The organism is Parabacteroides sp. CT06 (assembly GCF_002257605.1).
GTDB lineage: Bacteria > Bacteroidota > Bacteroidia > Bacteroidales > Tannerellaceae > Parabacteroides > Parabacteroides distasonis.
This window is the reverse complement of record NZ_CP022754.1, coordinates 5,181,223-5,200,872: the sequence shown is the minus strand read 5'-3', so window position 1 is coordinate 5,200,872 and position 19,650 is coordinate 5,181,223. Positions and strand designations below refer to the sequence as shown.

Below are 19,650 nucleotides of genomic sequence, written 5' to 3'. Positions count from 1 at the left end.
CACCAATTATGTTAACCGACCATCGCTGCACCAAATATACCGACTGTTCCTCTTGTAGTTTCTACCAGAGGGACATATTCAAGTATCGTCTTTATCCGAAAGGGTACGTGATCCCTCAGACAAGATGCATGCAGAACATGGTCTTTTTCCTAGTCAAGGGAGAGATCTGGCTGAACAGCGAGGAGCACCCGGACACCACGTTCCGGGGCGGACAGTTCGTATTGCAACCGATCGGCTCGAAAGTGGAGTGCAAGGTACTCGACTACACCGAATGTATCATCTATCTCTTCGAGCGTCCGCAAAACATATGCGACAATCGTTTCAACAAAGGCATCTCCATCGTGGAGAACGAACGCCAGCAGCCCATCGTAATGACGATGGTCCCGCCGATACAACTCTTCATCGAGGGCATGAAGCTTTACCTCAACGATGATTTAAGATGCTCCGGACTGATGCAAGCCAAACGCTCGGAGATGGTCTACTTGCTGAACTGCTACTACCCCATCAAGGAGCTAGCCGCCTTTTACGCCCCGATTTACCGGTATAGCCACAGTTTCCAGTATTTCGTGATGCAGAACTACCAGAAGGCGAAAGACGTGGAGACCTTCGCCCAATTGGGAGGCTACAGCGTACCCACCTTCCGCCGTATCTTCAAGGATACGTTTGGAGAGCCCGCTTATCAATGGATGCTGAAACGCAAATGCCAAGACATTCATAACGACCTTATCATGACAGAGCTTTCCATATCCGAGATTTGCTACAAGTATGGCTTTGAATCGCTTTCTAACTTCTCGCACTTCTGCAGGGCTAATTTCGGCCAATCTCCCCGCTCTGTCCGTTCTCTAAAGGATGAAAATACATAATATTCAATGATTTTTTTTAAATCTCTCAACTTTTGCAACTCTTTGGACAAAAATAACAATTCTCCCCTTTAGCATTCCCTATACATTTGCGTCCAGAAGATCAATCATAATTGATTTTCAAAGATAAATAAAATGTATAGGTACAATAAGACAAGTATTATCTTAAAGATCTCTATCGCAGTTTTATTCATTATCGGCATGGTGCTGGAATGTAGTTGCGAGAGATCCGAGGAACCGGAGAAAAGAGGCACGGGCTACATCACTTGCACCCTTCGTTGGGATAGCGTGGTAGCAGGTTCCCCGGTACCGGAGAAACTTCGCTATTGTATCTACCCGTCGGAGGGCGGGCCGATGATACAGACGGATGGGAACGCCAATGGCATCACCCTGTTCTTACCACCGGATAAATATAATGTATTGGTTTTCAATTACGACGCGAAAAACATAGGTTTTCGTAATATGTCGAAGTTCGAGGAAGCGGAAGCATATATCTCCTCTCTAGAGGATCTGGAGGCATGTCAAGACGAGGTGATCCCGTTATATGTCGCCACGATCCGTTCGGTAGAGGTTGAGGGGGACACGGAGAAGCATAAGGAATTGACCTTGTCGCCGTTTTTCCTATCGAAGGATAGTTCCTTGAATCTAAGCAATGAAAGGAAAGGGATCGCGAACAATATCGACGGGCTAAAGAAAACGAGTATCCGATGAGAGAGAGCCAGTTATTTATCATCTTGATCTCGCTTGTCATGGGATTGGCGGGATGCTCGAAAGAGACTATGATCGGCGAGTATGTAGACCGTTGCGCCGTGCGCCTCGACATAGATTGGGGTCCTTGCGGTATCGACCCGGATGGTATGACCGCGCTCTTTTACCCGGTCGATGGAGGGGAGCCAAGCCGTTTCCTTACCAACACGGTCACGGGTGACGAGGTGCGATTGAGGAAAGGGATCTATAACGTAGTGGTATTTAACCAAGCGGCCGAAGAATACAGTTATCTCACGATCGAGGGTCAAGATCAATACAGCACCCTGCGGATCGTGATGAAGACGACGGATAGCGATTGGTACACGCCCACCGAGGGAGAGCGGCTGATCTACGATCCGGAACCTTTAGCGGTAGCTACATTGGAGGGTTTTGAGGTGACGCAAGAGATGGTACGGGCGAACCTTAAGGAGGGAAAGGAGTTTTCCTTGGCTTGCCGGCCCGAGAAGGTAATCTTCACGACCCATCTGTCCTTAGAGATAAAAGGATTGCACAACATGCGGACTGCGAGGGGATCGATTAAAGGGATGGCGGATACATATTGGATAGCGGATAGAAAGACCGGGAGTAGCGTAGCGACGCAACTCGTGGACTTCTCGGAAAAGACCTTTCACGAGAACTCAACGACCGATGGTATCTTATCCGGCTCTTACCTGACACTCGGCAGGCCGAACGTCACATCGAAGGCCACGGACGAGATCAGTAATTTGCTTACGCTCTCCATCTTATTGGTCGATAACAAGACGGTCATTACGAAGCAATATGATATAGCTCCACGTGCCGCGATCAATAATGAGACGAAAGAGGTGAAAGTGGTGCTGGGTACCGGAGCCGATCCGGACGAGGAGGAAACTCCCGAGGATATTCCGCTGGAATTGCCAAACGTAAAGCCGGCAACTAATGGCGGCGAAGGGGGATTCGACGCAAGTGTAGACAATTGGGGAGATGAGACGAATATCGTAATCCCCGCATAGATATAGAATGATAAATAGTAACAACATAAAACAACATTAAAAGACTAAGCGTTATGAAGACAAATTTATTCATTGCAGCATTAAGCCTAGTAGTATTGGCTGGCTGTTCAAGCGAAGACGAAGTTGGCACATTAGTGGCAAAGAATGACAATGTAATTAATTTCACTACTTATGTAGGGAAACAGACAAAAGCCGCAGTAGAAGGAACTGCCTTGCCTGCCAAGGCTGAATTCGGAGTTTTTGCATATAATACTAAAGAGGCGTTATGGAATGCATCAGCAACCTCTGCCACACCAAACTTTATGTATAATCAGAAAGTAACCTTTGATGGAGCAAATTACACCTATTCTCCTGTTAAATACTGGCCAAATGCTGAAAAAGTTTCATTCATTGGATATTATCCATTCCCTACAGAAACTAATGGAGTGTCTGTAAGTTCTACCTTCACAAACAAATCAACAGGTTTACCTAAAATAGAGTTTACTATACCTTCTTCAGAGAATGGAGTTACAGATCTTTTAGTGTCAACTGTAGCTAATGATAAAAGTAAAGAGACAGTTTCTCTTACCTTTCAACACGTCCTATCTAAAGTCAAATTCTCAGCCCAAACAATTGCAGAGGGAAGTACTGTGACTATCAATACTATCACGTTAACCGGCATCAAGAACGGTGGAACATATGATTGTGCAGCAGGAACATGGACTTCTTCAACTACAGATTTAAATAATACTATTACCGCTGATCAAGCATATTTAATGGTACCTCAATCAATAGAAAATGCAAAGGTAGCTATTACATATACTGTTACAACTACAGATAGTAATCTTAATGAATCTGTCACATTTAATGGCGAAGCAAAAAACATAGCTCTTAAATATGGTTCCGTTACACAGTGGGACAAAAATAAAGTATATAATTACACTATAGATGTTAGCTTAAGCGATGTTAAACTAAGTGCAACTGTTGAAGGTTGGGATACCTCAGAGGAAAAACCAGAAATTAAATAGTAATAAATAAATAAATGAGGCTGCATCAAATATAACTACCATATTGTATTATTTGATACAGCCTCATAATAGAAATAACTTAAGCAGTTTCTTTTACTCTTACAACAAGATAATCACAAAGACTTTTTATTAGCAAAATAAGTTCCATTCCATCTTTTTGCTCAATATAAGCCACATATCGTAACAATACCTTCCCCCCACAATCACGAAACAGCACCAAAGGCATCCCCATAAACCGCCTTTTTAAAGATAAAAGTACCCCTTTTCACACACAATAGGTTGCGTTAGGCAACACATATAGTCGCGTTAGGCATCGTAAACGGCCAAGAATAGGGTTATAACCCATTAAGAATGGCGTCGTAACCCAATGATTTCCCTATCGTAACCCTATGGAATCGCCCAAACATCCGGCAAAACAGGAATTATGATGAATTAATTTCGCTAGAATAAAAGGCCGTTTTTCGATAAGTGGCTATAAGGTAAACCTTTGCTGTTTTTTTCTTGCGTATTTGGAAGCGAGACGTACATCCGCCCGAAATAATCGACTCTCACGGACTTCCGTTTACATTTTGTCAAAATGTCAATCCGCAAGGAAACTTCTCCCCACATAGCATACGGATATCAATTATTCTTCCTATATTTGCGATAATCCCTCATATCTAAGCGTAGGTCACTGAAGGAGGACATAAGTTAACGAAGAGCGTTTAAAGATATTATCCCGCATTGAAATCTCGACAATTTCATATCCATGGATAATAGACAATGAACGCTCACGTCGGTGCTATATTTACCAGTAATCGCTCTGGACGATATAACAGCATGGCGTGGGCTATTGTTTATTACATGGATAGGGCAGTCGAGAGCCTCAATGCGGTAATATCAATAGTTTCCACGCTTCTGTATTTTTAGCCCGGCAACCGATGGAGACAGGTTGCCCTTATCCATTAAATGAAGACGATCCTCCTGTTACCCGTCTTGTCGCTATGGCTCCTGCTTGCCACGCAAGCCCATGCCCAAGTCTATCACCTACATTTATCCGACAACACTTGCCGGATAACAGAATGCGTTGATACTCCACAAGGCGTCAAGCCCTTGGGTCAGACATGGAAAGGAAACACCTTCCATGATCGTTTCACGCTAGATTTCGATCGCGCTATCTTCACGTGGGAAAAGGAAGGAAAAGAGACGTATGCCAACAAGATCATCAACCACACTGCCAAATACGCTCACCACTCATTCACCACGGAGCAGATTACCGCCAACCTCACCATCAACAGCCATCGAGCCGTCCTTCAACTTATCCACTTTCAGAATGGCCAATGGATACAAGTCACTTATTTTTGCGAGATAGGGAATTAACGGCTCATGCGAACATCTACAACATCTACCACTTATACTTGATATTTGTACTTTTTATTTGTGAGTGAAAATTCCAGCCTTAAAAAAGGAGGCCTTAAAGTTTACGATAAACATCTTCAAAAGGTACTCTGCAACGTTCTCCCCAAATGCCTTTATTTCCATCCCGTATCCCACAAGGAATAGCCATGTTTATTTCAGCACCATGAGGTAGTTTCAATGTCCTTTTTAGCCGACGGCTGTCCAGCCCTTCTAAGGGGCACGTGTCATAGCCTTCGTTTGCCATCGCAATCATAAACGTTTGTGCGGCAAGCGCACAGGATTTATGGGCTGTCACACGTATGTCATTCTCGGAAACTTCAAGCATCATAGGACGGAAAATACTGATTATATTAGCCAACAATTTCCTAAGCAATCCGAGAATACCGAAAAACCGGGCATAAACAAAGGGCATCAATATACCGTAATATATTTCCCGATCCTTAATACGTTTGGCCTGACGTTCTTTAGGACTGTAATGACGAATGTTCTCCCGTTCAAAATTGAGTACGAATCGCGCATGTTTCTTGTACCAGTCACGCCGAACCACAAAAATGACAATTTGTGAAGCGGTAGAAGCCGCTTTCTGACCAAGGCAGTCCCTTGAAATTTTTGCCAATAATTCAGGTTCTGTAATATGGTAAAATTCCCATAATTGCATATCAGAACTGTTAGGAGCCAATGTAGCCAGTTCCAAACAATGTTTTACCTTTTCCGTATCTATTGGTTTTTCTTTATCATACACCCGTACAGAACGACGATGATGAAGGACTTCATCTAAATTCATAATGATACTGATTTGAATTAAACATTTATTCCCAGCTGATTACTTCAGCCATTTATTATTGTGCTTTATTTAATTGCCGCATAACGACCTTCGCCATTTCTTTAGAACTGAACGGGTCCTGCCCAGTAATCAGATTATTATCTACAACTACTTTTGAAGTCATAGGTATCAATGCTTTTTCATAATCCGCTCCTCTCTCTTTCAACAACGCTTCAAGATCAAAAGGCACGTCTTCTTTTCTTCTGGCAAGACTTTCCTCAAACCAACTGAATCCCGTCAGCTTTTTGCCTTTAATCATATATTCGCCATTGGATAGTTTGACATTCAACAACCCACTGACCCCGTGGCAGATGGCCGACACTATCCTCCCACTTTCATCCTGTTTCCTTACGATAGTCTTTAAAGCTTCATTGTCAGGAAAGTCATACATCGCACCGTGTCCGCCGGCTAAATAGACACAATCAAACTGTTGTTCCAACAGGTTATCCAAACTGTTTGCATGATCCAACAGCTTTTTGAATTCTGGCTTTTCCCAATACTTTTCGGACATTTCATCTAAAAAAATTGGTTTTAAACTTTCGGGATCAATGGGAGTATAACCTCCTTTAGGATTGGCTACCGTTATGTCATAGCCGCTTTCTTTTGCACTATGATAGATATGAGTAAACTCACTAAGCCATAATCCGGTCGCGAGTTTCCCATTGGCAAAAGTCCCTGTGCTAGTAACTATTATTAAAATCTTCATGATAATCAAATTATTGATTCATATTCTTTAAAAGAAAACATACACATGGATAGATTGTTTTTCAGAATATGGAATCTTTAACATAATCCGAAAATATGAAAACCTGCAAATCCTTTCAAATGCTATCTCTATCCACCAGCATTCGATAAGGAGAAATTACCGATCCCTTTCCTATTACCTCCGGGAGGAAGCAATTTGATGAATATCGTTTCCATGATGCCCAAGTTGAAAGAAGAATTAAGAACTATTTTCAACGACTATGGCTTGAAATATGTCTTCGATACCAATAGCCAGGAGATTAAAGTAATGAAAGAAAAGAAACCGGGAGAGATATTTTTAATTCCATTTCATTCCATAGCCGATACCCTGCAGCGTATGATTTTCTACAAAGCGGCTATTGAAAGTAACAGTGAGTCCGCATTAGTTTTTGAAGAACCGGAAGCCCACTCATACCCTCCTTTCATATCAAAGGTAACGCAGGATATTATCCAATCGGACAGAAACCAGTTTTTTATAACGACACACAGTCCTTATGTGGTTAACGACTTTCTGGAATTACCGAGTGACCAACTTGCCATTTACCTAGTTGACTTCAGGAATGGGGAAACTTTCGTGAAAAGAGCCAGTGACACAGAAGTACAAGAAATGTACGAATATGGCATCGACCTATTTTTCAACACTGAAACATAGCGAAAGATACAGAACACATTGCAGGCACAAGCCCATACCCAAGTCTACCGCCTACGCTTATTCGACAGTACTTACAGGATAACGGAATGCGTTAAAAACCATTTTACGGAATGTCCAAATGTTCTGTCAATACGTTTACGAATGTTCGTAATGGCGCACCTTCATAATTATCCAACTCCCCAACCAATATCAACGCGGCGTTCTTCATCCATGGCTGGTATGGGATAGATAGTTCATAGGGGATTTCACGGATCAGTTCCGGGGTGTTCTTGATTACCGTATAAGCGTCGCCATCGGCGGCTTTCTTGCCTTCGAAAACTAAGGTACGGTCGAACATTTTTTGCTTGTTTACCCCGTTTAGTACTACCGGGGCCATGACTACGGAATCTCTGTCGCTACGCAACATCGGCATCAAGGACAGGGTTTGATATCGTCCCACGGAGAGTCCGCAGACACTGATCGTTAGGTCTAGACGCAAGGAGTTGCCCTCCCGCTCGATGCGGTTTTGCTTCACGGAGACTTGCCCCCGGTAAGATTGTATAGGTACCTGCGCTCCTGCCGGAAGAACAAGGCCGATCACAAGCAAACATATATAAATGAATGTCTTCATAGATTTATCTCTTTATTTGATGATGTAAACGATACTGATACCCGCCTTTGTTAATCCCCAATACTCGTTGCGGAACTTGCCGATAGGCGCATCTCCTCTAGGAAAAGCGTACTTATCATATTCAAAATGCAAGTATCCGAAACCCGCCGTGAACTCCACGTTCCAACGGGGCGACACGTACAACTGATAACCATAAGAGATACCGCCGCCATAAGCGTTACCGTTATAACTATTCTTTTTCTCCATCCCATACAGGAGCTTCAAACCGGCGAAATCGTAATCTATATACTGGGCATGAACCCCGAAGAAATGTCCGTTGAAACGCTCGTGTATCCAGTAACGCGCCTCGGGCTGTATCATCCAATGCTTAAATGACTTATCGCTCGAGAATGTCCAACCGTTATAATACCCCGATGCCTCAACGGACCAATGCTTGTTGAACGCGACCTCCGCCCCTACGTTCGGCGTAGTGATCGCGTCATAAAGCACATTGGTCTTCACGGCCACGACCTGTCCTTGAATATCCATAAAGGTTGACAAAAGAAATACTAACAGTAAATATAGTTTATTCATATCTCCCGGTTCATTAGGTTTGTTTATTTAAGAGACAAAACCGTACAAATATAGATAATATTTATCAGTTCATTCGTACGTTAACTTATATAATATCCACGATTTACGGATGAAAAACGTTATCTTTGCAAGATAAATCCAGAATATGACTCATGAAGGCTAAATATATCGTGATTTTTTTCCTGTCACTCCTTTCGTTTGTCGCTTGCGATAAAGAGGAGGTCATTATCCCTACTACTGCCCCTCGTACGGTTCTTATCTATTTCGCGGGGGATAATAGCTTGAGTGGATACGTGAGCCAAAACCTGAGGGCGATAAAGGAAGGGATTGAGCGAGATGGATTGAACAACGGCAATTTATTGATCTATACGGATAAGCAGAACGAGGCTCCCCAGCTTTTCCAATTAAAAGTGGAAGCGGATACCATCCGGCAGATCGTGCTCGAGACCTACGACTCGAACCAGAACTCGGCCTCTACCGAGACGCTGACGCAAATAATCGACAAGGTACAAAAGGAATATCCGGCGGATAGTTACGGGTTGGTGCTGTGGAGTCACGGAACGGGATGGCTACCTTCGGATATCTATAGCTATCTGCGTTCTTTCGGGCAGGATGGGAAGAATAATTTCATGGAGATCAATGATCTGGCCTCCGCTTTATCGAAGTATCATTTTGATTTTATTTTGTTCGACGCTTGCTATATGTCGTGTGCCGAGGTAGCTTACGCTTTCCGGGGATGCGCGGATTATATTATCGGCTCGCCAACGGAGATATTGGCGAACGGCTTCCCTTATCAATCGATAATGGGGGATATGTTCAAAAAAGAAGCTGATGTGGTGGGGATAGCGACAAAGTTTTATACGTATTATCAAAGTGAGGCAGGAACGATCTCGGTCATGAAAAGCGATGAGTTGGATGAATTGGCCGCTACTTGCCGTACCCTATTCCATGATAAGACGGAAAGTGATCTTTTCGCCGTACCCGTTAGCGAATTGCAGATCATGGAGTATTTGACGCCGAATTATCATGCCTTATATGATTTTGATGATTACGTGAGCCGTCTGGCCACGGAAGAGCAATATTACGCATTCAAGCGGAGCATGGAAAAGGCGGTTATTTACAAGGCTACTACACCCAAGGCGGTTTACGCTTATCCGTATCCGTATGGAAGCTATCTGCCGGTCAATAAATATAGCGGCCTATCTATCTACGTCCCCCAAGAAGCCTTGCCCAAACTAAATGAGTGGTACAAGGATCTTGAGTGGTATAAAGATGTATATCAATGATTAAAACTCATCTCTTAGCCAGCGTTTACCACGAGGGGTATACAGGAATATCAAGAAACCTGCCGCCATTATAGAAATAACCGTAAAGAATACTGCTAATAACATATTTCTCTATTTTAATAATGCGCTTCCTACTCCCAATACAAGAGCGGCAAAAGTTAATTTTGACAAATCGAAGAAATACTTTGAAGTATTTTCTCTTCTGTTCTTCATTAAATCCTGAGCCGCTTTTCTTTTTTCAATGTTACCGTTATAGTTACTCATAGCAAAAATACTAATATTATTTCACAAATGAACTTATTTCACTAAAAACACTTCCTTATATCGTTTTACCTGTCCTTGAGGATGAACAAGTTCCGCATAGAAAATATAAACGCCGGTTCTCACCTTGGAACCATTCACCGCAAGGCCGTTCCAAGCCAATTCACCTTCTATCCCTAATAAGTCATGATTTACCACCTCACTGATATGCCTTCCGGAGATATCAAATATCCAGGCTCGACAGGTATAGCCGGATTCATCAAGATGGTAGGAGATCGTATATTCCTTCGTTGCCTCAGAATAAACGGGAGACTCTATGCCCGTGACCTCGCCTTCATCTTGCTTTCCATATTGGGAATTCCGATAGCCGGGCGTACCGTATCCCGCCGTGGCCGAAGCCGAGGTCCAATTCATCTCATCCTGCGTATCGCTATCAGGATTAATCCGCTCCAAGGCAATCCCCTTCTCGTTTTTCACGGATGGGGCATGCCATTTAGAGGAATAACGAATCTCATCGATCATAACCTCATCTTCTGTACGAAACAGGACTAACGTAGCGGAGGTATTTGCCAAGACCGGAAGTTTTAATTCATGCAAAGCATCCGGCGAAGATATCAGATAAAAATCGCTCACTCCTCCCATACTTTTAGTCAGCAACACATAATCTTGTGGTTCTACCGGAGAGACTATAGAAGATAAAGGATAATGCGAACTCAATGTACCATCGGATTTACGAGTAGCAACAGACAGTCCGGCCAAAGGCAATGTCCGGTCCGAACGATTATAAAGCTCGATATACTCACTCCCTTCCGGGTAAGGATTCGGCAACAACTCATTAAAAACGATCTCATTGGGTAAGACTATAATGTCCGTGGGGATACCCGGTTTATGGGGAGTGTCCGGACGATCTGGATCTTCTGGTTCATCGTCAGGAGAAGAGTTCGCGGAACCCGGCGTGCCTCCTCGCTCATCCGTTGATAAATGAAAGCCGGTTTCAGAACGTTCCCAAGCGATACCGACTTTCGCTTTCTCATAGGCAATCCGGTCGATCTCCTTACCGGAAGGATCGAATAAAGCAAGCTCCTTCCCCGTGTTTACCAACGACGCCGGGAATTTATCCAAGGGCAGATCCAGCCCCGCATCATCAATATGTATATCCCTACCGGACCGATAAAGCACGACATACCCATCCGCATCCAAGAGCAAAGCTGTCAATACCGTTGGCTTACTACCATATAAGAATGACCAACCATTTAACTCTATAGCCTTATCCGTCGTATTATAAAGTTCCACATACTCCGTTTCCGGAAAAGCCTTTTGTCCTTTCGGATCAGCCATCACCTCATTAATACGGATACTACCGGCGGGGAAAGAAGGAGTATCCGGCACTTCCGGTTCCTCCGGAACGTCGGGTTCTTCTTCATATTCTAACCGAATCTCGGTAGAACTCTCCGGAATCTTATTTCCCTCAAGATCCATTAACCCCGAGCACAACAAATCATAACCCATACCAACCTTCAACTCCTTATCAAAGCTGATATTCACATGGATCCGCATATCATCCGCATAGGTCATACGAGAAGCATTACCGATACCCGATATAGAGAATATCGCCTCACGGATATCCACCGGAAGATTATATTGTAATTGGAAAACAGACTCGGTGATCGGTTGGATAGCAAGAAGCCGCGGAAGAACCAACGGCTCATCGGGCTCATTGGGTTCTTCTGGCTTTTCGGGAGTATCCGGCTTCTCTGGTTCGATCGAGATATTATCGGATATAATGATGTAGTTACACGCAAAATCATTTACTCGAGTTTTAGAATAGCGGCATTCAAAACGTAGTTGTCCCCCTTTACATGAAGAAGAAACTTCAGATTCACAACTCCCTATCAAGACAAACCTACCCTTCTCTAGCACATATAAGTTCCATATCTTATGATTTTCTAAAGTAAGTTTCACTTTCAAATCCACGGCTCCCAACAAGACATCGAGCGCTTTCTCTATTAATATCTTTGGATTCTTCTCTGTTGCGGTATGTTTCCGAAAAGTTATCGTTTTCTTATTACTGCCGATTTGGACATAATAATCGTTTTTTAATCCAAGCATCCTCTGATCATCTAAATAAACATGTAGCCGGATATGGTTTTGATCGCTTGGTTTGAAATCCATCCGAATCTCAAATTCCCATTCCATTGTAGCGGAATAAACGAGAGGAGTTTCTATGGAAACACTTTTCCGGGTAGGATCCGCACGTGAGACCAGCCATCCGTTCTCAATCACAAAGCAATCTAAATCACCCGTCCAAGGGTTATCCGATGTAATCTCCGGTCCATTAAACGGTTCTTTTAACTGGGGATAAGCGCAAAGCGGAAGTAAAAACGCAAGAATTAATAATAATTGTTTCATAGCTATATCGTTTTAGTTATAAATTTCTCTATCTTTGCACCCTAATAAGTTACAACTGTAAATAATAGGGCGCAAAAGGCAAAAATATGAAAGCCCTTTACAGACAGCAAAGTTATAACTATTTTACATTATTCAAATTAAATCAGTGCTCAAAATGAAAGTAGCAATTGTTGGTGTAAGTGGAGCCGTAGGACAGGAGTTCCTGCGTGTACTCGACCAGAGAAACTTCCCGATGGATGAGCTGGTACTTTTTGGCTCATCTCGTAGTGCCGGACGTGTTTATACCTTTCGAGGTAAACAGTATACCGTTAAGGAACTGAAGCATAACGACGACTTTAAGGGAATCGATGTTGCTTTTGTTTCAGCCGGAGGTGGTACTTCCAAGGAATTTGAGAAGACGATCACGAAACATGGTACGGTGATGATCGATAACTCCAGCGCGTTCCGTATGGACGAGGATGTTCCATTGGTCGTACCGGAAGTAAACCCGGAGGATGCCTTGAATCGTCCTCGTGGAGTGATCGCTAACCCGAATTGTACCACGATCCAGATGGTTGTAGCGTTGAAGGCGATCGAGAACTTATCTCATATCAAGCGTGTTCACGTATCTACTTATCAAGCTGCCAGTGGAGCAGGCGCTACCGCTATGGCTGAGTTGGTAAAACAATATGAGCAATTATTAAAGGGCGAGGAGCCTACAGTGGAGAAATTCGCTTATCAATTGGCATATAACGTAATCCCTCACGTAGACGTATTCACGGAAAATGGCTATACGAAAGAGGAGATGAAGATGTATAACGAGACCCGTAAGATCATGCACTCGGATATCGAGGTGAGCGCTACTTGTGTTCGCGTACCGGTTATGCGCGCGCATAGCGAATCTACTTGGGTAGAGACAGAGCGTCCGATCAGCGTGGAAGAGGCTCGCAAGGCTTTCGCCGAGGCTGAGGGTGTGGTATTGCAGGATGAACCGGCAAACAAGGATTATCCGATGCCGTTGTTCGTAGCGGATCACGATCCGGTTTACGTAGGCCGTATCCGTAAGGATATCAGCAACCCGAATGGTTTGACATTCTGGACCGTGAGCGACCAGATCAAGAAAGGCGCCGCTTTGAACGCCGTACAAATCGCCGAGTACTTGCTAAAGGTGGGTAATATCAAATAACAGACAACTTTGTAAATTCTATATACGTGGAAGCGGGATCAAGAGAATACTCTTATCCCGCTTTTTTATGCTTAGCGTAATTCCTCCATGCCTTCTCAAAACGTATAAATCAATACGCCCAATACCCGATGGTTGGTTATCGAATGTGTGTCATGAATCCGTCCGCCATCTTGCAAATCCACATTGCCATACCATGCGATGGAAGGGCTATATTCAACACCTAATTTCCAGTGCGGAAGATTATACGAAAGTTGCAGGTTGGTCGTAAATACCTGATCTACGTCCAGACCTACGCCATAGGTTTTGCCTACCAGTGCCTCATTCGCTCCCAAGTTCTTCAAATAGCCTAAGAACAAACCCGGTTTCCATTTCTTTCCGTACACGATATTCAACCAAGAAGTAGAGAAGAGATACGGCGAATATTCCTGTTCGCCGGTACGTGGGTCGATAGAGGTGACGCCGTAACCACCCAACATACAAGTCTGCGTCAAGTTAGAAGCCAGCAAGGTTTTCGCCATCACCAACCAATTCGCGTCCTGATATTTCACGTGCGCCTCGCCGGATACGGAAGAAACCCGCTCGCTGACTTTATAAATCTTGCCATCCACCTCGTTCTGCGTTCTCGGCACTAACGACAAGATTTCCATACCGGCTCCTACCTGCCAACCGGGTTTCTTATAATCCACCCCGAGATAGACTTCCGGCACGCAACTATTCTTGATATATTCCTCGCTCTTTCCGTTCGGTCCAGCCGATAGATATTGCAACTGCCATAGAACCGACCCGGTCAATTGCCACCCATTGTCCGTATAACGATAACGAATTTGCGGGCTGCGGTTAAAGGGCTGGAACGGGGCGCCGGTAGAAAGATTCAACATCTGTGGAAAGACCTCGCCAAATAGCGGATGCCATGTCTGTCCGATCAAGACAGCGGACTTGCCCCAATCCAGATTCACATAGGCATGACGGATACGGAGCACCGCCCAATTGCTACCCGAACCCCGGAAATCGGCCTCCAGTTTCAAGGAAGTCTTGGCCGAACCAACCTTCGGTCCTTGTACATCGATTCCCAAACGGGAGTAAAGCAGGTAAAAACTACCGTTCGGACTAGCGTTCAAGTCCTTGCCATCCGCATCCAACGCCACGTCCTTCGGATATAGGTGGAACAAACCATCCACGATCTCGGCATTCGCACGGGAATTATAGAACAAGTCTCCACGTACCTGTCCGTAAAATTTGTAAGAGAAGTTTTTCTTTTGCGCCTGTACGCATACCGCCATACATAGGCCGATCAAAAGAAGCAAGTTGCGTTTCATTTCCATTCCGGTCAATCTATCTTTAAAAATAATACATCATCAAACCTAATATACGATGATTCGTTATCGCATGTGTTTGCTCGATACGTCCGCTCTCTAAGTCGGTCGTGCCATAATAAGCTGTCGCCGGACAATACTCGAAACCGAACTTCCAATGCGGTAAATTATACGATACGTTTAAGCTGACGGTTATTAATTGATCGATATCCAATCCCATACCATACACCTTATCCGCTGAGACCAAGGACTTCCCGGTTCCCAAATTCTTCGTATATCCGACGAAAACTCCCGGTCTCCATTTCGTTCCGTAGGCGAAATTCACCCATGTCGTAGAATGGCGAAAAGGCGTATATCCCTGCTCGCCCGTACGGGAGTCCACCGAGCTCACCCCGTAACCGCCCAATAAAGCGGTATGATCCAAGGCTGAGGCCATCAAGGTTTTCGCCGCAAAGGTATAGTTTCTTCCGCTATACTTCAAATGTGCCTCGTAAGAGAATGCGGTCATTCGCTCGTTCACCTTAAAAGTTTGCTCCTTCCATTCCGTGGAAGTACGGGGTTTCAAGGAGATCATATGAGCGCCGAGCCCCATCAACCAACCATCCGCAGGGGTAAAATCCGCCCCCACGAACATCTCCGGAATGCAGCTATTCTTAATATAATCCTCGCTCATGCCTTTCGGTCCGCTGGAAAGGTATTGTAATTGCCACAACACGGAAGCCGTCAATTGTACCCGGCTATTCGCCTTATACTGGTAACGGATCTGAGGGCTACGGTTGAAAGGCTGGAACGGCGCTCCGGTGGAAAGATTCAAGACATCCGGCATCACGGCGCCAAACAAGGGATGCCACGTGATCCCTACTAATACCGCCGATTTTCCCCAATCCAAGTTTACGTATGCCTGCCGGATACGTAACATCGTATTACTACCGGAAAAACCGCCAAAGTCCGTCTCTATCTTAGCGGAGGAACGAGCCTTGCCGATATCGGGACCCGTCACGTCCAAGCCCAAGCGGGAAGTGAACGTATAGAAACTGCCATTCGGCGTGGCGTTCAAATCCTTGCCATCCGCATCAAAACTCTTATCCAAAGGATAGAGATAAAAGTTCCCATCGATCGGAGCCATATTAGCCCGGGAATTGTAGAAAAGATCTCCACGGACGAAGCCGTAGAATTTGTAAGTGAAGTTTTTTCTTTGCGCTGTCGTAGAAAATAAGGCTAGCATCCCCACGAGCAACAGGGTAATCCGTCTCATTATAATTCAGTTTGTTATTTTTCTTACCTTATAAGCCGCGAATGTATATATTTTTACGGATTCAATTTGAAGAAACGAAATATTATTTGTTCCTTTGCTTCCAAGTTGTAAGCCTTAAAGGTCAAATTAGATTAATATTGTAAACACCAGATAAAGAAAATGAGTACTAAAAAGTTTTTGCTAGAAGAAAAAGATATACCTACGGCATGGTATAATATCGTAGCGGATATGAAGAACAAACCGCTGCCGATCTTAAATCCACAAACTAAACAGCCCTTAAAGGAGGAAGATTTATATCCTCTATTCTCGAAAGGCGTCTCTCATCAAGAAATGAACACGACAGACACATGGATCGAGATCCCCGATGAAGTACGCGAGCTTTATAAGGTATGGCGACCGACTCCGTTGGTTCGTGCCACCGGATTGGAAAAAGCGCTGGATACGCCCGCTCATATCTATTTCAAGAACGAGAGTGTAAGCCCGATCGGTTCACATAAGTTGAATTCGGCCTTGGCTCAGGCTTATTATTGTAAACAAGAGGGTACGACAAATATCACGACCGAGACAGGCGCCGGACAATGGGGTGCCGCTCTTTCTTATGCGGCAAAAGCTTTCGGCTTGGAACTTGCCGTTTATATGGTAAAGGTTAGTTACCACCAGAAGCCCTACCGTCGTTCGATCATGCAGACTTTCGGAGCACAAGTTGTTGCCTCCCCGAGTATGAGTACGAAAGCCGGACGTAAGATCTTGACAGACCATCCTAATTATCAAGGTAGTCTAGGTACCGCCATCTCCGAGGCGGTAGAGCTGGCCATGCAGACACCGAACTGTAAATATACATTAGGTAGCGTATTAAACCACGTTATGCTGCATCAGACCGTTATCGGACTGGAAGCTGAGAAACAAATGGAAATGGCTGGCGAGTACCCCGATGTCGTTATCGGTTGTTTCGGTGGTGGTTCCAACTTCTCCGGTATCACATTCCCATTCCTGCGCCATAAACTAACGGAAGGTAAGGATATCCGGGTTATAGCGGCGGAACCGGCATCTTGCCCGAAACTTACAAGAGGGCAATTCCAATATGACTTCGGAGATGAGGCAGGCTATACCCCATTAATCCCGATGTTCACGTTGGGACATAATTTCTCTCCAGCGAATATCCATGCGGGAGGTTTGCGTTATCATGGCGCCGGCTCCATCGTCAGCCAGTTGATGAAAGACGAATTGATGAGCGCCGTGGATATCAAGCAATTGGATACCTTCAAGGCCGCTACCTTATTCGCACAAGCGGAAGGAATCATACCGGCCCCGGAATCATCCCACGCTATCGCCGCGGCTATCCATGAGGCAGAGCAAGCCAAAATCGAAGGTAAACCTCGTACGATCTTGTTCAACTTATCGGGCCACGGCTTGATCGATATGGCCGCTTACGACCAATATCTATCCGGCGATCTAACAAACTATGAGGTAACGGATGAGGAAGTAGCTAACAATTTGAAAGATTTGGAGAAAATCATCTGATAAAAACAAGAAAAGGGGCGATACCAAATCGCCCCTTTCCCTTATTTGTCTATGAAAGTCTTAATTTAAAGTATGTATTATGAGAAAATTTCTTCGTAATTAGTACTCGGGATAATCATGTTCTGGACATTTAAGCTAAAGTTTTTCTTCTTCTTATCCCACATACCGTAATTTGTCTTTATCTCTCCACTTTGATCATCATATTGATAAGTGATCTGATAGAATGGAACCCATTCGTCGTTTGTCCGATCCCAACGAAACGCTTTCTTCTCGGAAACCTTGCCGTTCTCGTTGTACTGGAACTCATATCTTACCTGTTTGTTCAACAGTCCGTTTTCCTGTAAGAATACCACTTTAGAGATAATCTTACCATTCTCCTCTTTTGTATCATATAGATAATCTTTAGGAGACGCTGCGCTTATCGCTAAACTACACATGAAAGTAAAAACTAGCGCAAGAATACTTTTACCCCAAACTGATGTCTTCATACTATTTTAATTTATAAGGTTACTATCATTTTGTACCGCGAAGTAAGGAAGTTTCCCAACAATCACCAAAAGTAAAGTGACAAATCGTTAGCGATATCACAATATTTAACACATTCAAGACCTTCATTCCCTTCGATTCCCCCATGTTTACTGACATATTGTAAACCAAATCGTAAGTTCTCCCGATTTTTAAATATCTATTATTTACCACCAGCCGGATGTAACTTTCAAAAGAAAACTTTAAACATCGCTTTTTTAATAAATTAAAAATCTATTGATTAATAAATATATCCTTACCTTTGCGAAGGTAGAATGCAAATTGATTTCTTGACATGCGACAAATAATGAAACTATTTATCACATCCTTTCTTTTTATCCTATTCTCAGGATGTACAAAGGATGTATATGATCCTTCCGATAAAATTCCGGGAGAAGGTACTAATCCATTCTCAAAGGTAACAATTTCCTCTAATTTCGATTGGTCGATGATACAAATATCCCACCTTACCGTACAATCTTTCGACCCCTATGATGGCACCTATAATTATCTGGTAGAAGTATTTGATAAAAGTCCGGAAGATCAAGACGCGAATCTTCTCGCTACCGGGGTTTGCTCAAAGAAAACGCTTTTCGATAAGAAAATTATCTATCCAAAGGGAGAGTCGGATCAAGTTTACATACAATTGACGACCCCTACCGGATATCAAGTTACCGCTCCTGTCACCTTAACACCGGGTAATGATAATGTCTGTGATTTCGATTCGTTAGCCGTATCGCAGGAAACAACCGCTACTCCGGTTAGCCGTACCCCGACCCGAAGCGTGTCTTCCACCTATACATTTATAATAGAAGACTCTTTCCCTAATTACGGAGATTATGATTTTAATGATGCCGTGATAAAAGTCCAGATGGAAACTTCCATGAAAGACGATTATGTACAATTCGCCAATATAAAACTGACTTTCCGTGCATTAGGCGGAACTAAGCGGGCCGGAGCTTTCATCCATCTCCCCGGCATAAAGTCCAAAGACATCCAAAAAGCCGAGTTAAATGGCTGGACCACGACTCCAGAATCGGAAACCGAGACTCCGGTTTATGCCCTATCGGATGATATACATGGATTATTCTCTTTTCATGAAATGATTAATACAGATAATGACCTTCCATATAGGGGAAAGCAAGAACGTTTGATCACCTTTTCGTTCGCAGCCGGTGCCTTAAAAGATTTGACCATTGATGACATCGATCTTTTCACGACCGTATTAAAGCGGGAAGGAGAGGTCTTACGCACGGAAATCCACCAACGTAATTATAGCTATACCCCCAAAGGGGTCAGATACCGTTATTACTCAAATGATAATTGCATATGGGCCTTAATGATACCGGATGATTTCAAATACCCTGTGGAACATGCTTTTATTGGTGATGCCTATCCGGATCTATTGAAATGGGTAAGTGGAGATAGCAAACATGTACAATGGTATAAAAGTAAGAATACGGTTGATAAGTGGATTTATACCCGAGAACAATAACAACCTAAAATCCT

20 protein-coding genes are annotated in these 19,650 nt (G+C 43.8%); 10 read left to right on the top strand and 10 right to left on the bottom strand.

Features of this window, described 5'->3' with window-relative positions; all coding sequences use genetic code 11:
* The first annotated feature begins 8 nt into the window (after nt 1–8).
* The 4 genes from CI960_RS22445 to CI960_RS22430 all read left to right on the top strand — a co-directional run bounded on the left by CI960_RS22445 (nt 9) and on the right by CI960_RS22430 (nt 3,606).
* A complete protein-coding gene (locus CI960_RS22445; protein ID WP_005859912.1) occupies nt 9–863 on the top strand; it encodes a helix-turn-helix transcriptional regulator in 855 nt (284 codons plus the stop codon).
* Between the two features lie 132 nt (nt 864–995).
* Nucleotides 996–1,571 (top strand): DUF5119 domain-containing protein, encoded by a 576-nt coding sequence (locus CI960_RS22440; protein WP_005859914.1) that lies wholly within the window; start codon nt 996–998, stop codon nt 1,569–1,571.
* A complete protein-coding gene (locus CI960_RS22435) occupies nt 1,568–2,599 on the top strand; it encodes a DUF5119 domain-containing protein (RefSeq protein ID WP_005859916.1) in 1,032 nt (343 codons plus the stop codon). Before CI960_RS22440 ends, CI960_RS22435 begins: the two co-directional genes overlap by 4 nt.
* 53 nt (nt 2,600–2,652) lie before the next feature.
* Nucleotides 2,653–3,606 carry a fimbrillin family protein gene (locus tag CI960_RS22430; protein ID WP_005859919.1) on the top strand — a complete coding sequence of 318 codons (954 nt, stop codon included), beginning with the start codon at nt 2,653–2,655 and terminating at the stop codon, nt 3,604–3,606.
* 79 nt (nt 3,607–3,685) lie between these two features.
* Here the strand turns inward: CI960_RS22430 and CI960_RS23275 are convergent, their stop codons facing one another.
* On the bottom strand, nt 3,686–3,838 hold the full coding sequence (locus tag CI960_RS23275; RefSeq protein WP_005859921.1) for a hypothetical protein: 153 nt from the start codon (nt 3,836–3,838) through the stop codon (nt 3,686–3,688).
* Between the two features lie 716 nt (nt 3,839–4,554).
* Here CI960_RS23275 and CI960_RS22425 point away from each other — a divergent pair.
* Nucleotides 4,555–4,965 (top strand): hypothetical protein, encoded by a 411-nt coding sequence (locus tag CI960_RS22425; protein WP_005859923.1) that lies wholly within the window; start codon nt 4,555–4,557, stop codon nt 4,963–4,965.
* A gap of 94 nt (nt 4,966–5,059) precedes the next feature.
* Here CI960_RS22425 and CI960_RS22420 read toward each other — a convergent pair whose 3' ends face one another.
* Both CI960_RS22420 and CI960_RS22415 read right to left on the bottom strand, forming a co-directional pair.
* On the bottom strand, nt 5,060–5,788 hold the full coding sequence (locus tag CI960_RS22420) for a nitroreductase family protein (protein ID WP_005859925.1): 729 nt from the start codon (nt 5,786–5,788) through the stop codon (nt 5,060–5,062).
* A gap of 55 nt (nt 5,789–5,843) precedes the next feature.
* Nucleotides 5,844–6,533, bottom strand: coding sequence for a type 1 glutamine amidotransferase domain-containing protein (locus CI960_RS22415; RefSeq protein ID WP_005859928.1), 690 nt, complete (start codon nt 6,531–6,533; stop codon nt 5,844–5,846).
* Between the two features lie 216 nt (nt 6,534–6,749).
* On the opposite strand from CI960_RS22415, the gene CI960_RS22410 reads away from it, so the two are divergent.
* A complete protein-coding gene (locus CI960_RS22410; RefSeq protein WP_226766886.1) occupies nt 6,750–7,223 on the top strand; it encodes an AAA family ATPase in 474 nt (157 codons plus the stop codon).
* Nucleotides 7,224–7,326: 103 nt separating this feature from the next.
* On the opposite strand, the gene CI960_RS22405 is transcribed toward CI960_RS22410, so the two are convergent.
* Nucleotides 7,327–7,833, bottom strand: a complete 507-nt coding sequence (locus CI960_RS22405) for a DUF3868 domain-containing protein (protein WP_005859931.1) — start codon at nt 7,831–7,833, stop codon at nt 7,327–7,329.
* A gap of 12 nt (nt 7,834–7,845) precedes the next feature.
* Nucleotides 7,846–8,406: a DUF3575 domain-containing protein gene (locus CI960_RS22400; protein WP_005859933.1), complete on the bottom strand. Its 561-nt coding sequence runs from the start codon at nt 8,404–8,406 to the stop codon at nt 7,846–7,848.
* Between the two features lie 152 nt (nt 8,407–8,558).
* Between CI960_RS22400 and CI960_RS22395 the strand changes: the two genes are divergently transcribed.
* Complete coding sequence (locus tag CI960_RS22395) at nt 8,559–9,692, top strand: clostripain-related cysteine peptidase (protein ID WP_005859935.1); 1,134 nt, start codon at nt 8,559–8,561, stop codon at nt 9,690–9,692.
* A 111-nt stretch (nt 9,693–9,803) separates the two neighbouring features.
* Here CI960_RS22395 and CI960_RS23515 read toward each other — a convergent pair whose 3' ends face one another.
* Entirely contained in the window at nt 9,804–9,956 is a 153-nt protein-coding gene (locus CI960_RS23515) for a hypothetical protein (protein ID WP_008778811.1), read from the bottom strand.
* Between the two features lie 33 nt (nt 9,957–9,989).
* The gene (locus CI960_RS22390; protein ID WP_005859939.1) at nt 9,990–12,362 is read right to left on the bottom strand and encodes a lamin tail domain-containing protein; all 2,373 of its coding nucleotides are present in this window, start codon (nt 12,360–12,362) and stop codon (nt 9,990–9,992) included.
* 154 nt (nt 12,363–12,516) lie between these two features.
* Between CI960_RS22390 and CI960_RS22385 the strand changes: the two genes are divergently transcribed.
* Nucleotides 12,517–13,527 carry an aspartate-semialdehyde dehydrogenase gene (locus tag CI960_RS22385; protein ID WP_005859941.1) on the top strand — a complete coding sequence of 337 codons (1,011 nt, stop codon included), beginning with the start codon at nt 12,517–12,519 and terminating at the stop codon, nt 13,525–13,527.
* Between the two features lie 95 nt (nt 13,528–13,622).
* On the opposite strand, the gene CI960_RS22380 is transcribed toward CI960_RS22385, so the two are convergent.
* Nucleotides 13,623–14,843 (bottom strand): DcaP family trimeric outer membrane transporter, encoded by a 1,221-nt coding sequence (locus CI960_RS22380; RefSeq protein ID WP_029257155.1) that lies wholly within the window; start codon nt 14,841–14,843, stop codon nt 13,623–13,625.
* 22 nt (nt 14,844–14,865) lie between these two features.
* Nucleotides 14,866–16,095, bottom strand: coding sequence for a DcaP family trimeric outer membrane transporter (locus CI960_RS22375; protein WP_005859945.1), 1,230 nt, complete (start codon nt 16,093–16,095; stop codon nt 14,866–14,868).
* A gap of 159 nt (nt 16,096–16,254) precedes the next feature.
* Between CI960_RS22375 and CI960_RS22370 the strand changes: the two genes are divergently transcribed.
* The gene (locus CI960_RS22370; RefSeq protein WP_005859947.1) at nt 16,255–17,616 is read left to right on the top strand and encodes a TrpB-like pyridoxal phosphate-dependent enzyme; all 1,362 of its coding nucleotides are present in this window, start codon (nt 16,255–16,257) and stop codon (nt 17,614–17,616) included.
* A 77-nt stretch (nt 17,617–17,693) separates the two neighbouring features.
* Here the strand turns inward: CI960_RS22370 and CI960_RS22365 are convergent, their stop codons facing one another.
* The gene (locus CI960_RS22365; RefSeq protein WP_005859949.1) at nt 17,694–18,104 is read right to left on the bottom strand and encodes a DUF3836 domain-containing protein; all 411 of its coding nucleotides are present in this window, start codon (nt 18,102–18,104) and stop codon (nt 17,694–17,696) included.
* 485 nt (nt 18,105–18,589) lie between these two features.
* On the opposite strand from CI960_RS22365, the gene CI960_RS22360 reads away from it, so the two are divergent.
* The gene (locus CI960_RS22360; RefSeq protein WP_232520549.1) at nt 18,590–19,636 is read left to right on the top strand and encodes an LruC domain-containing protein; all 1,047 of its coding nucleotides are present in this window, start codon (nt 18,590–18,592) and stop codon (nt 19,634–19,636) included.
* The last annotated feature ends 14 nt before the right edge of the window (nt 19,637–19,650 follow it).